The 12,519-nt window shown below is 70.1% G+C and carries 14 protein-coding genes; 7 read left to right on the top strand and 7 right to left on the bottom strand.

Features of this window, described 5'->3' with window-relative positions; all coding sequences use genetic code 11:
* Position 1 precedes the first annotated feature (1 nt).
* The 3 genes from ACFWP5_RS08570 to ACFWP5_RS08560 form a co-directional block, all read right to left on the bottom strand.
* Complete coding sequence (locus ACFWP5_RS08570; protein ID WP_384152324.1) at positions 2–1,030, bottom strand: SEC-C domain-containing protein; 1,029 nt, start codon at positions 1,028–1,030, stop codon at positions 2–4.
* Between the two features lie 289 nt (positions 1,031–1,319).
* The gene (locus ACFWP5_RS08565) at positions 1,320–2,528 is read right to left on the bottom strand and encodes an MFS transporter (RefSeq protein WP_384152321.1); all 1,209 of its coding nucleotides are present in this window, start codon (positions 2,526–2,528) and stop codon (positions 1,320–1,322) included.
* Between the two features lie 91 nt (positions 2,529–2,619).
* Complete coding sequence (locus ACFWP5_RS08560) at positions 2,620–4,095, bottom strand: beta-1,6-galactanase (RefSeq protein WP_384152318.1); 1,476 nt, start codon at positions 4,093–4,095, stop codon at positions 2,620–2,622.
* A gap of 217 nt (positions 4,096–4,312) precedes the next feature.
* Between ACFWP5_RS08560 and ACFWP5_RS08555 the strand changes: the two genes are divergently transcribed.
* Complete coding sequence (locus tag ACFWP5_RS08555; protein WP_384152315.1) at positions 4,313–5,089, top strand: class E sortase; 777 nt, start codon at positions 4,313–4,315, stop codon at positions 5,087–5,089.
* 96 nt (positions 5,090–5,185) lie between these two features.
* On the opposite strand, the gene ACFWP5_RS08550 is transcribed toward ACFWP5_RS08555, so the two are convergent.
* A complete protein-coding gene (locus ACFWP5_RS08550) occupies positions 5,186–5,404 on the bottom strand; it encodes a toxin-antitoxin system HicB family antitoxin (protein WP_384152312.1) in 219 nt (72 codons plus the stop codon).
* A 53-nt stretch (positions 5,405–5,457) separates the two neighbouring features.
* Between ACFWP5_RS08550 and ACFWP5_RS08545 the strand changes: the two genes are divergently transcribed.
* The 5 genes from ACFWP5_RS08545 (at position 5,458) to ACFWP5_RS08525 (ending at position 9,300) form a co-directional block, all read left to right on the top strand.
* A complete protein-coding gene (locus ACFWP5_RS08545; protein WP_384152309.1) occupies positions 5,458–6,621 on the top strand; it encodes an RNA-guided endonuclease InsQ/TnpB family protein in 1,164 nt (387 codons plus the stop codon).
* Positions 6,618–7,187 carry a winged helix-turn-helix transcriptional regulator gene (locus tag ACFWP5_RS08540; protein ID WP_384152617.1) on the top strand — a complete coding sequence of 190 codons (570 nt, stop codon included), beginning with the start codon at positions 6,618–6,620 and terminating at the stop codon, positions 7,185–7,187. Before ACFWP5_RS08545 ends, ACFWP5_RS08540 begins: the two co-directional genes overlap by 4 nt.
* 67 nt (positions 7,188–7,254) lie before the next feature.
* Positions 7,255–7,548 carry a DUF6412 domain-containing protein gene (locus ACFWP5_RS08535; protein WP_384152306.1) on the top strand — a complete coding sequence of 98 codons (294 nt, stop codon included), beginning with the start codon at positions 7,255–7,257 and terminating at the stop codon, positions 7,546–7,548.
* 86 nt (positions 7,549–7,634) lie between these two features.
* Positions 7,635–8,303, top strand: a complete 669-nt coding sequence (locus ACFWP5_RS08530) for a YidC/Oxa1 family membrane protein insertase (protein ID WP_384152303.1) — start codon at positions 7,635–7,637, stop codon at positions 8,301–8,303.
* A gap of 139 nt (positions 8,304–8,442) precedes the next feature.
* Positions 8,443–9,300, top strand: a complete 858-nt coding sequence (locus ACFWP5_RS08525) for a fumarylacetoacetate hydrolase family protein (protein ID WP_384152300.1) — start codon at positions 8,443–8,445, stop codon at positions 9,298–9,300.
* A 111-nt stretch (positions 9,301–9,411) separates the two neighbouring features.
* On the opposite strand, the gene ACFWP5_RS08520 is transcribed toward ACFWP5_RS08525, so the two are convergent.
* The 3 genes from ACFWP5_RS08520 to ACFWP5_RS08510 all read right to left on the bottom strand — a co-directional run bounded on the left by ACFWP5_RS08520 (position 9,412) and on the right by ACFWP5_RS08510 (position 11,950).
* Positions 9,412–10,287: an LLM class F420-dependent oxidoreductase gene (locus tag ACFWP5_RS08520; RefSeq protein WP_384152297.1), complete on the bottom strand. Its 876-nt coding sequence runs from the start codon at positions 10,285–10,287 to the stop codon at positions 9,412–9,414.
* A gap of 65 nt (positions 10,288–10,352) precedes the next feature.
* The gene (locus ACFWP5_RS08515) at positions 10,353–10,868 is read right to left on the bottom strand and encodes a heme-degrading domain-containing protein (RefSeq protein ID WP_384152294.1); all 516 of its coding nucleotides are present in this window, start codon (positions 10,866–10,868) and stop codon (positions 10,353–10,355) included.
* Positions 10,865–11,950, bottom strand: coding sequence for a Gfo/Idh/MocA family oxidoreductase (locus ACFWP5_RS08510; RefSeq protein ID WP_384152291.1), 1,086 nt, complete (start codon positions 11,948–11,950; stop codon positions 10,865–10,867). Before ACFWP5_RS08510 ends, ACFWP5_RS08515 begins: the two co-directional genes overlap by 4 nt.
* 56 nt (positions 11,951–12,006) lie before the next feature.
* On the opposite strand from ACFWP5_RS08510, the gene ACFWP5_RS08505 reads away from it, so the two are divergent.
* Positions 12,007–12,519: MarR family transcriptional regulator (locus ACFWP5_RS08505; protein WP_384152288.1), on the top strand; the 513-nt coding region annotated here is incomplete at its 3' end.

Here is a 12,519-nt window from a genome sequence, read left to right as displayed (position 1 = left end):
CTCAGCCCCCGTGACACTCCCCATAACCCCGCCCCGACCCACACCAACAAGAAGCCCCCCGCTGCGGAGGCCAAACCACAGCCCGCCCCCGAGCCGCCAGCGTCGTCGCATACTGCGGCAACAAATCGGCATCCCCAGGCGAAGCCCCCTCAGACGCCGCGAACGCCTCATAAGAAGGCACCGTCCCCGTAACGATCCCCAGGTTCGGCGTACCGCTGGCCGCCAGCTCCCGCAGCGACCCCTCTATCGTCGCGAGGTGCTCCTCGTGCGAGGGGTACTCCACCGCGAGGGACTCGTACGCCCCCACCAGCTCGGTCAACTCCCCCTCGGGCCAGTGCAGTACAGCCACCGGGAACGGACGCGACAGCGCCTCCCGGTACGCCCCCAACTCCGCCCGTAGACGCGAGATCTCGGCCTCAAGCTCCGCCGGGTTGTCCGACCCCAGCGACCACACCCGCTTCGGGTCGTGCAGCTCGTCCAGGGATACCGGGGAGGAAGGGGACAAGTGGGACGAGTGCAACGTGTCCGCCAGCGTGTCCCACTCGTCGTGCGACACGCCCAGCATGCGCCGTACCCGGTGTCGGCCGTACAGCAACGGGTGGGTGGAGTACGGGGGTTCGGGTACGTCCGTCAGGAGCAGCGTCACGCCCTCCGTGAACGTCTCCTGCGCCGCCTCCAACTCGTCGTGGGACTCCAGGGACTCCGCGACGATCACCCAGGGGGCGGGATCGCGGGGGGACGTTGTCCGCACCCCGTCGATGATCGCCCTGGCCTCGGCCTCGTGGCCGTACTCCCAGAGGTTGGAGGCCTTGAGGGCCCGTACCAGATGCGGGGTCTCCAGGGCGTCCGCCGAAGACAGCAGGCGGTCGTAGAGCGCGGTGGCGGCGGGGCGGTCGCCGGCCAGTTCCAGGTGGGCCGCGGCCTGGAGGAGCAGGGCTTCGGCGTCCTCGGGGTAGCGGGCGGCGGTCCGTTCGAGGCGGGCCGCTTCGGCGGGGTGGTCGACGTTCTCGGCGGGCGTGTCGGGGCGCATGAACGACACGGTACTGCCGATGCCGACACAGATGGAGGCAAGGGCAGAGATATGCCCAGGTCGGCCGGTGAGAGGGGCGTGGGGGAGTGGTGAGGGAGCCACCGGAGTCCGCCCCACGGGGAACACCGGGTGGCTTCCCGGTTTCCGCCAGTTTTACGACCACCTCGCCCTTGCCGCCGCCTCGCTTCCACGACCCCGGCGCTTCCAATACTCCTGCGCCTCTACGACCCCAGCGCTTCTACGATCCCTGCGCCTCTACGATCCCTGCGCCTCTAGGCCCCCTGCGTCTCTACGACTCCCGCGCCTCTACGACCTCTCCACCTCCCGTTGCCCCACCCGACTCCACCCCCACCCCTCTCCCGCCACCCGCAACCCCTCCCCCACACACCGCAACCCCTATAACCCCCAACCCCACCCCCACGATCCCCGCCCCCACATACAACGGAGCCGCGTACCCCCACCCCGCGCTGATCACCAGGCCCCCCAACCACGCCCCCACCGCGTTCCCCACATTCGACGCGGAGACGTTCGCGCTGGCCGCCAGCGGTACGCCCCCTGCCGCGTCCGTCACGCGCGTGATCATCCCGGGGACCGCCGCGAACCCGAACACGCCCAGGAGGAAGACCAGGATCACCGAGGCCGGGCGGCTGCTCGCCAGCGCCCCGAACACTGTCAACGTTGCCGCCAGGCCGGCCAGGGACACGAGCAACGTGGCGTCTCGGTTGTGGTCGGCGCCACGGCCGCCCGCGATGTTGCCGACGACCAGCCCCGTGCCGTAGACCACCAGCAGCCAGGCCACGTCCGTCGTCGAGAAGCCCGTGACGCGGGTGAAGGTGTACGCGAGGTAGCTGAACGCGCCGAACATGCCGCCGTAGCCGAGGGCCGTGGCCGTCAGCGTCAGCCATACCTGGGTGGAGCGGAAGGCGTGCAGTTGCGTGCGAAGGTTGGCCCTTCCCTCCGTCGCTCCCGCCCAGGCCGGTACCAGTACCGCGATGGCGACCAGCGCGACCCCACCGATCGCCGTGATCGCCCAGAACGTCGCGCGCCAGCCCCACCGTTCGCCGACGAGCGCGCCGAACGGGACGCCCAGCACGTTCGCCACCGTCAGGCCGGCGAACATCACCGCGACCGCGCGCGAGGCCCGTTCGGGAGGGACCAGGCGGCGGGCGACCAAGGAGCCGATGCCGAAGAACGAGCCGTGGCAGAGGGCCGCCACTACTCGGCCGAGCAGCATCACGCCGTAATTCGGGGCCAGCGCCGACAGCAGGTTCCCTACGACGAACAGGGCCACCAGGCCTACCAGGACCGGCTTTTGGGGCAGGGCAGCCGTCGCCGCCGTCACCGCGATCGCGCCCACCGCGACCGTCAGGGCGTAGCCGGAGATCAGCCAGCCCGCGGCGGCGGTGGACACGTTCAGGCTGCGGCTCACCTGCGGGAGCAGCCCGGCGATCACGAACTCGGTCAGACCGATTCCGAAACCGCCGAGCGCGAGTGCCACCAGCCCGAAGCCGGGGCCGGGGCCGGGGCTGAGCCCGGGTCGGCCGTCAGGACCCGTGTGCGGCTCAACTCCCTTCAGAATCCCGGCCAGTTCAGATCACCACCCCGTCGATCTGCAGCGTCTGCACCGCCCCCGCCGCGAACGTCGCGCTCACCGTCTTGCCGCTCAGATACGTGTCCGAGTGGGAGGCGTAGAGGTCGCCCCCGCCGCCCGTCACCGTGTTCCAGCGCGGGACCAGGCCGCTAGAACCGCCCGCCACCGTCGTGAACTTGGACAGGTCGAAGGTCAAAGTCGTCGACGACGAGCCTGTGTTGGCGGCGACGATCACCAGCCGCTTCGCCGACGCGTCGTAGCCCGCCGCCGCGTAACTCACCCCCGTGTCGAGGATGGTCATGCCGGGGCGGATGTGACGGCTGAACTGGGCCATCACGTAGTACTTCGTCTGCACCGCGCCGGCCGTGAGCGTGCTCTGGTCGTACGCGATCATCGCCCAGCCCGAACTCGGGTCCATGACCTGCCAGTAGGTCCACGCCGTGGGGTGCAGCCAGCGGAAGTCGTAGAGCAGGTTGCTCGCCAGCGTGAGGCCCGTGGAGTCGCTGTCGCCCGTCTCCGAGTTCCAGAGGGCCTTGCCCGCCGTGGTGACAACGTCCGTGTACAGCAGGTCTCTACGGCCGCCCGAGCCCTGGTAGCCGTGGACGTTGACGCGGTTGACGTAGCCCTTCGTCGTCGCGCTGAAGGCGCTCCAGGTGGTGCGGGCCAGGTCGTAGCTCGTCTCGTCCGAGGCCGAGATCTTCGTGCTCGTCAGGCCGCGCGCGTCCAACTCGCTGCGGACATAGGGGAGTACGGCTGCCTGGACCGTCGAATCCATGTGGCAGCCCTCCTGCGTACCCGTCGCCGTCCACCAGCTCGACGAGGGCTCGTTGAAGGCCTCGACCGTCGCGAAGTTCACTCCCCAGTTGTTCTTCGCGTAGAGGGCCACGGCCGCCAGGTGGGAGGCGTGCTGGCGGTAGTTCCAGGTCTGGAGGTTGTTGCCGCCGCCCGCCGCGCCCGACGGGTTGTGGTTCGAACACATCCACCACATGGGGGAGTTGGCGAACAGCTCGGTCGTCGCGCCGCGCGAGGTGGCCTTCACCAGCATCGCCCGCTGGGTGGCGTCCGCCGTCCAGTCCCAGGCCGAGGACGTGGGGTCCTCGTTGTTCCAGTCCTGCCAGTAGCCCTCGATCTGCTTGAACGCGGGGATGTTGGCGGAGGCGACCATCGACTCGCCGTTCACCGTGTTCCAGCTGCTCGCGCCGAGGTTGTAGCGGGCGATGTTGAGACCCAGGCCGGGAAGCGATTTCCCGTTGTACGTCGTCGACTTGGTGGTGAAGAAGATGTCGGCGAAGTCGTCCCGGGCGCCGAAGACGTTAGCCCACCAGGCCAGCGAGGTGCCCCAGCCCTCCCAAGTGCCGTACTTCGTCGCCGGGTTGACCGCGATCGTCGCGTCGGCCCGTGCGGTGCCGGTCGCCAGGGCGGTGCCGAGGAGCCCACCGCCCGCTGCGGCCAGCAGGGTTCTGCGTCGGATCATCTCTACTCCCGATTCGCTCAACCGCCGGTCGTCCCACCGGCGTCGGCCATCCCCCCGGCTCGTGCCATCAGGAAGCATCGGGTGTGGTGCGCGAGGTTGTCGAGGGTTGTGACACCCCTTTCTAAAACCCGTGTACGAAGGATCGAACGGGCACCCTTTCCGGTAATCGGAGCCATGAGTCTGGTGAGTTCGCGAACCGGCCCTTATCGTGCGGCCCATGCGGGTTCCCGTCGTGCAGCACCGCAGCCGTCGACGCCGTGCGCTGGGCCGACGCGCCCTGTGGACCGGTGGGGAGTTCCTCGTCACTGCCGGGGTCGTCCTTCTGCTCCTCGTCGTCCACCAGCTGTGGTGGACCAACCGGGAGGCCCGTCAGGGCGCCGAGCATCAAGTGCAGGCGCTGGAGCGGCAATGGGCGACGCCCGGTGCGGTGAGTGGGAGTACCCCGTCGGCCAACACCGGTCTGGCGGGCGGCAGTTCACCGCGCCGGAGCACCTCGGCCGATGGCTCGACCACGGTCACCGGTTCCGCCGCCGGCCCCCGCCGCTCCCAGGCCTACGCCATCCTCACCATCCCTCGCCTCCACCTCCGCGTCCCGGTCGCGGAAGGCGTCAGCAAGCGGAACGTGCTCAACAAGGGGTATGTCGGCCACTACCCCGGCACCCAACAGCCGGGCCAGGCAGGGAACTTCGCGCTCGCCGGGCACCGCAACACCCACGGCGAGCCGTTCAGGTATCTCCCGCGACTGCGCCTCAAGGACACCGTCCGGGTCGAGACGAGCGCGGCCACCTACACGTACACGGTCGACAAGATCCTGCCGCAGACCTCCGCCGCCGACTCCGGCGTGATCCGGCCGATCCCGCGCTCGACCGTCAAGCCGGCCTATGGCTACAGCAGCGCCGGTTACTACGTCACCCTCACCACCTGCACCCCGGAGTTCACCTCCCGGTACCGCATGGTGGTGTGGGGCACGCTCACCTCGACGCATCTCCGTTGATTCACTGATTCACCGGATTCCTCCGGGATGCCCTGGCGTTCAGGCCGGGGAGGAATCGGACTCCTGCGGAGCAGGGCAGGGAAAGGCGACTCGCCGTCAGGGCGATTCGGCGTCTGCCACGGCGGCGTCGCGCTCGACCTCCAGGCGGTAGACGATCTCGGAGTTGAGGGACCTGCGGGCGGACTTGGCCTGAGCGGCCAGCCATTCGTGGAGGTCGGCGGGCAGGCGGAGGGTGATGCGCTTCTCTTCATCCATGACTCCAGAGTAGTGGTCTTCCGCCTCTTGACCAGTGGTAAGATGACACCATGACGACATGACAGAAGGCGGTGGAGGGGACTGAGCGCGCCCGGTACACCTACCGGCTTCGCATGTCGTCGACCGCCCGCACCGCGCTGCTCGCCGAGTGGGACCGCTGCCGGTGGATCTGGAACGAATCCGTGGCCAAGTCCCGCGCCGTGCACGCCCACAACAAGGCCAACCCGGACGACAAGGTGACGTGCGGCCCGGCCCAGCTCGACAAGATGCTGACCGAAGCCCGCGCCAAGACATCGTGGCTGCGTGAAGGCGCGTCGGTGCCGCAGCAGCAGGTCATCCGGGACTTCGCCACGTCCCGTTCCAAGGCTCTGAAGGACATCGAGAAGCGGCTGCCGATGCGGCAGCGCGCGGGCATGCCCCGGCACAAGAAGAAGCGTGAGGCGCTGCCCACGCTGAACTACACCACCCGGGGCTTCCGGCTGAAGGACGGCTGTCTCCACCTCGCAGGCGGCATCGCCTTGACGGTGGTGTGGTCCCGCGAACTCCCGTCCGCGCCCTCCAGCGTGCGCGTGTACCGGGACGCGGTGGGGCACTGGTACGCCTCGTTCGTCGTCGCCACCGAGGTCCAGCCGCTTCCCGCGACCGGCGCGGTGCTCGGCGTGGACTGGGGCGTCAAGGAGACCGCCACCACCACGAGCAACGCCCACGACCTGCCGCACGCCGAGCACGGCAAGCGCGCGGCACAGCGTCTCGCCCGCTACCAGCGGATGATGGCCCGCCGTAAGCCCGCGCGCGGGCAGGCCGCGTCCAAGGGCTACCGCGAAGCGCAGAAGCAGACCGCGAAGCTGCACAAGAAGGTCGCCCGGCAGCGGCAGGACACCGCCCGCAAGTGGGCCAAGAACGTGGTCCGCGACCACGACGCCATCGCCGTCGAGGACTTCCGCCCGAAGTTCCTCGCCAAGACCACCATGGCCCGCAAAGCCGCAGACGCGGCGATCGGCGCCACCAAGACGGCCCTGATCGAAATGGGCCGCAAGCACGGACGCGATGTGCGTCTCGTGCACCCCGCGCACACCACCATGGACTGCGCGTCGTGCGGAGCGAGAACCAAGCACGCACTTCCTCTTTCGGAACGTACCTACACCTGCACCATGTGCGGAGTCGTATCCCCTCGGGATAAGAACTCCGCCCGCGTGATGCTCGTCCGGGCTGGTCTCAACCCGGCTGGTGTCGAGGGCGTAAGACCTCCGGGAGCGCTGCTCCCAGAGGCGGCCTGAGCCAGGAATCCCCTCCCTTCAAGGAGGGGAGGACGTCAATAGGCAAGGACTACGCGGACACGAGACAGGAGTGCTCGATCGCCCGGGCGCTGGAGGTGGTCGGGGAGCGCTGGACGCTCCTCGTCGTCCGGGACGCCCTCTACGGCGTACGGCGCTACAACGACTTCCTCGCCCACCTCGGCATCCCGCGCGCGGTCCTCGCCGCCCGCCTCCAGGCACTCACCGCCGAGGGCATCCTCGAAAAGCGCCGCTACCAGGAGTCCCCGCCGCGCGACGAGTACGTCATCACGGAGCGCGGGATCGCCCTGTGGCCGGTGCTGCGCTCGCTCGGCCGGTGGAGCCGCGAGCAGTACGACGAGACGCGGCTGCGCTACTTCCGGCACGCGGACTGCGGCACCGAACTCGGCTCCTACGGCGAGTGCCCCACCTGCGCCGTCGTCGTCCCCGTCGCGGATGTCATCATGGACCCAGGCCCCGGACTCGACCCGGACCCGGCGGACCCGGTCAGCCGGGCGTTCCTCAAACCGAGGCGACTGCTCCAGCCGATCGAGACCGATCCCGTGTAGCGTTCGGGACATTCGAGATTCGAGACAACGGGCCGTACGAGAACGGTAGTTGGGGAGGGGGCGGGCCATGAACCACCAGCATCGGGCGAGTGCCCTGCTGCTCCTCTTCCTGCTCCCGATGGTGCTGGTGGACACCGGCAGCCTCCCGGCCGCCGTCGCGCTCGCCGCGACCGGCACCGCCCTCGCCGTCTGCGCCCTCCTCACCGCGCGCAGCGCGCCCGGCGTACCGCCCACCCGGGTCCGTACGGCCATCCGCGACCGGGCCCGCCGTACGGCGTTCCTGCCCCAGCGCGATCCCGACGCCTCGGGCCGCCCACGCCCCCGAGCCCCCGGACACACCCTCCGGACGACCACCGCGTAAGGCATCTCCTTCTGTCGCCTTCTCGCGCGGGCCGTCACGTCGCCATGCCCACTCCCGGCACGACGAGACCCACGGAGGGCTCACCCATGTCCGTTTTCGCTGCCCTGGTCGACCAACTCGCCGCTCTGCTCCACCCGTTGTTCGGCGCGACCGCGGCCGCCGCCGCGATAGTCCTGTTCACCGCTCTAATACGACTCCTCGTGCATCCCCTGTCGCGGGCCGCGGCGCGCGGACAGAAGGCGCGGGCCCAACTCCAGCCACGGGTGGCCGAGTTGCGGAAGCGGTACGCGAAGCAGCCCGAGAAGCTGCAGAAGGCCGTACTCGAACTGCACGCCGAGGAGAAGGTGTCGCCGCTGTCCGGACTGCTGCCGACCCTCCTCCAACTCCCCGCGTTCTTCCTCCTCTACCGCCTGTTCTCCGGCGGCGGCGACGGCCTGCTCTCCCATCAGCTGTTCGCCGCGCCGCTCGACGGCCGCTGGACCGACGCGCTGGCCGGGGACGGGATGTTCGGGCCGGCCGGACTCGTCTACGTCGGGCTGTTCCTCGTCGTCGCCGCGGTCGCGACCTTCACCTACGTCCGCACCCGGCGAGCGGCCGTCGACACCGGCACCGGCGCCGGCGCCCTCGGCAAGGTGCTGCCCCTCCTGTCCTACGGCACGCTCGTCACCGTGGCCGTGGTGCCGCTCGCCGTCGCGCTGTACGTGGTGACCAGCGCGGCCTGGAGCGCCGTGGAACGGGCGGTTCTTTACACGTGACGACAGCCTGACCGCCCGCGGTTACGGTCCAGTCCGTGAACCAGGTATTGCGGACTGGACCGTGAGCTTGGAGGATCGACCAGTCCTCCGATGGCTGCACCCATCGGTCGACCGTCCGCGATCGATGGAGATGGTGAACATGAAGCTGCTGCGAGTCGGTACGGCGGGGGCGGAGCGGCCCGCGCTGCTCGACGCCGAGGGGACCCTGCGGGACCTGTCCGGCATCGTCCCGGACATCGACGGGCCGCTGCTCGCCGACGCCGCCGCGCTGGGCCGGATCCGGGCCGCGGCCGACGCCGGGGAGCTGCCCGCGCTGGACGCCGACGGGCTGCGGGTCGGGCCGCCGCTGGCGCGGATCGGCAAGGTCGTGTGCATCGGGCTGAACTACCACGACCACGCCCGCGAGACCGGCGCCGAGCCGCCCGCCGAGCCGGTGATCTTCTTCAAGGCGGCGGACACGGTCGTCGGGCCGTACGACACCGTGCTTGTCCCTCGCAACTCCGTGAAGACCGACTGGGAGGTCGAGCTCGCCGTCGTCATCGGGCGTACGGCGCGTTATCTGGAGTCCCATGAGGAGGCGCTCGCGCATGTCGCCGGGTACGCGGTCGCGCATGACGTGTCCGAGCGGGAGTTTCAGATCGAGCGGGGCGGGACGTGGGACAAGGGGAAAAACTGCGAGACGTTCAACCCGTTGGGGCCGTGGTTGGTGACGGCGGACGAGGTCGACGATCCGCAGGGTTTGTCGCTACGGCTGTGGGTGAACGGGGAGTTGAAGCAGGACGGGACGACCGCCGAGCAGATCTTCCCGGTCGCCGAAGTGGTGCGCTACGTCAGCCAGTTCATGACCCTGTACCCCGGGGACGTCATCAACACCGGTACGCCGGCGGGGGTTGCTCTTGGGCAGCCTGAGCCCAAGCCGTTCTTGCGGGCCGGGGATGTTGTTGAGCTGGAGATCTCGGGGCTTGGGCGGCAGCGGCAGGAGTTCAAGGACGCCTAAGGGGTGGAGGCTGCGCGTTGTTTTGCGGGTGCGCGGCCGTTGTGGCTGGTCGCGCCCACACGGCGGAGCCGCAAATCGATACAGCCCCGCGCCCCTAAAAGGGCATCACGTTCACGTCAGTAGAGAGGCCAGCTTGCGCCAAGCGTCGCGTGGGAGGGAATCGCGTGGGGCTCCGTCGACCACCTGGAGCGCCACGTGGTCTGCGCCTGCCGTTAGGAAGGCGTCGATCCTCGCGCGGATCGAGGACTCGTCGCCCCATGCGAACACCGCGTCCACCAGGCGGTCGCTGCCGCCGTCTGCGATGTCGGCCTCGGTGAAGCCGTTGCGGAGGAAGTTGTTGGTGTAGTTCGGGAGGGCGAGGTACATGGCGAGGTAGTCGCGGGCCAGGGTGCGGGCGCGGGTGGGGTCCGACTCCAGGACCACCTTCAACTCCGGGGCCAGCAGCGGGGTTTCGCCCAGGAGGTCGCGGGCCTTGGCCGTGTGTTCGGGGGTGACCAGGTACGGGATCGAGCCGGCCGAGCGGTCCCGGGCCAACTCCAGGGACTTCGGGCCGAGGGCGGCCAGGAGACGGCGGTCGGCGGGGACTCCGGCGGCGTCCAGGGCGTCCAGGTAGCTCACGAGTGCCGAGTACGGGCGGCGGTACTGGTCCGCCAGCTTGGCGTGGCTCACCCCGAGGCCGAGCAGGAAGCGGCCGGGGTGGGCCGCCTCCAACTCCGCGAAGCTCGCGGCGCTTTCGGCCGCGTCGTACTGCCAGATGCTCTGGATGCTGGTGCCGACGGTGAGCGTCGAGGTCGCCTCGATGAGCGGTACGGCGTGCCGGGCGGCGCTGCTGCCGCCCAACCAGACGGCGCCGTAACCGAGTTGCTCCAGCTCGGCTGCCGCGTCGGCGAGTTCACCGCGCTGGGCCGGATCCTCGGAGCGCAGGCCCGCGCTCCAGATGCCGTACCGCCCGACCGTTTCCCTCAGCTTCTTCGGCGTATCGCTCATCGCTGCTGTTCCCTCCGCTGTCGTACCTGGACCTGTGGACAGTGCCAACCGGAGTCGGGTCCGGCTTAATCCCGTGCGTCGTCCAGGAACTGCTCCAGCGCCGCCACCACGAACCGGTGGTCCTGCAACTGTGGCAGCCCGCTCACCGTCACCGTGCCGATCACGCCCACGCCCTCGACCCTGATCGGGAACGAGCCGCCGTGTGCCGCGTACTCGTCCGGGTCGAGGCGGGAGGAGTCCTCGAAGGTGCTGCCCTTGGCGCGGAAGCGGGTGCCGACCAGGTAGGACGCGGCGCCGAAGCGCTCGACCACCTTGCGTTTACGGTCGATCCACGCGTCGTTGTCGGGGGACGAACCCGGCAGCGCCGCGTGGAAGAGCTGCTGACCGCCGCGCCGGATGTCGATGGCGACCGGCGCCTGGCTCTCGCGGGCCAGTTCCACGAGGAGCGAACCCAGTGTCCAGGCGTCGTCGTAGGTGAAGCGCCGGAACACCAAGTGCCGTTCCTGCGCTTCGAGTTCCTCGACCGTCGGGGTGATCTCGGGGGCGATCCGCTGGGTGATCGCGGGCTTGTGCTGGGTCACAGGGTCACCGTCACTCCGTCGCGGGCGCTGCGGCGCGCGGCTTCCAGTACGTCGAGGGTGGCGGCCGCCTCCAGGGCGGTCACCGGGTTGGGGGCGCCGTCACGGAGGGCGGCGGCGACGGCCGCGTAGTACGCGGGGTAGTCGCCGGGGAGGGTCGGCTCGGGGCGGCCGCCGCCGGTGAGCGGGGACTCGCCGGCGCCGACTCGGCCGTAGAGGGACTCGGGTTCCTGGCCCCAGCTGTCCGCCGTGCCCGGGCGCTTGCCGTCGCGCAGGTCCGCCTCCTGGGGGTCGAGGCCGTACTTCACATAGCCCGCCTTGGAGCCCAACACCCGGAAACGCGGGCCGAGTTGAGCGGTGGTCGCGGAGACGTACAGGTGCGAGCGGACGCCGTTCGTGTGGGTCAGCGCGAAGAACGTGTCGTCGTCCGTCTCCGCGCCCGGGCGGCGGATGTCCGACTCGGCGTACACGGAGGCGACGGGGCCGAAGAGGGCCAGCGCCTGGTCCACGACATGGCTGCCGAGGTCGTAGAGGAGACCTCCGATCTCTGCCGGGTCGCCGGACTCGCGCCAGCCGCCCTTGGGCTGCGGGCGCCAGCGCTCGAACCGGGACTCGAAGCGCCAGACGTCGCCCAGTTCGCCCTCGGCGAGGAGCTTGCGCAGGGTCAGGAAGTCGTTGTCCCAGCGGCGGTTCTGGAAGACGGAGAGGAGCAGGCTGTGCTGCTCGGCGAGGGCCGCCAGCTCGCGGGCCTCGGCGGCGGTGCCGGCGATCGGCTTGTCCACGACGACCGGGAGGCCGGCCTTGAGGGCGGTGGTCGCGAGCGCGACGTGCGTCTTGTTCGGGGACGCGACGACGATCAGGTCCAGGTCGTCGGCGCGGGCGAACAGGTCCTCGGGGGTCGCGGCCGTGCGGACGTCGGGGAACTCCGCGCGGGCCTGTTCCTGCCGCTCCGGGTTCGAGGTGACGACCGTGTCGAGGGTCAGGCCCTCGGTGGCGGCGATCAGCGGGGCGTGGAAGACGGAGCCCGCGAGGCCGTAGCCGACGAGGCCGACGCGGAGGGGGGTGCGAGTGGTGCGTCCAGTCATGCCCTCCACTTTCGCAACGCTGTTGCCAAAGTGCAAGTGGTGGGGACAATGGGGGTGTGAACAGTGCGCGGGGCGGGACAGCGGCGGGGGCGACGACAGGGGTCGGGGTCGGTTCGGCGAGTGCGGCGGGGGCAAGGCCGGGGGTCGGTTCGGCCAGTGTGGTGGGCGCGAATCTGCTCGCCGTGCGCAGCCACAACGCCGCGCTGGTCCTCGACCTGCTGCGGACGGCCGGCACGGACGGGATCAGCCGCCTCGAACTCGCCGACCGCACCGGGCTCACCCCCCAGGCCGTCAGCAAGATCACCGCCCGGCTGCGGGACTCCGGCCTCGTCGCGGAGGCGGGGCGGCGCGCGTCCACGGGCGGGAAACCGCGTACGGTCCTGCGGTTGGTGCCGGAGGCAGGGCACGCGGTGGGGGTGCATCTGGACCGGGACGAGTTGCGGGTGGTGCTGGTCGATCTCACGGGTGCGGTGGTGGGGGAGCGGGGGGCTCCGCTGGATCTGGGGGCGGGGGCTGAGGTTGTTGTGGAGGCGGTGGCTCGGGAGGTCGAGCGGTTGGTGGGGGAGAGA

It is taken from the genome of Streptomyces sp. NPDC058469, assembly GCF_042721125.1.
In the GTDB taxonomy this organism is placed as follows: Bacteria; Actinomycetota; Actinomycetes; order Streptomycetales; family Streptomycetaceae; genus Streptomyces.
Note: the sequence above shows the minus strand (reverse complement) of the source record. Positions and strands in the feature narration are given on the sequence as shown.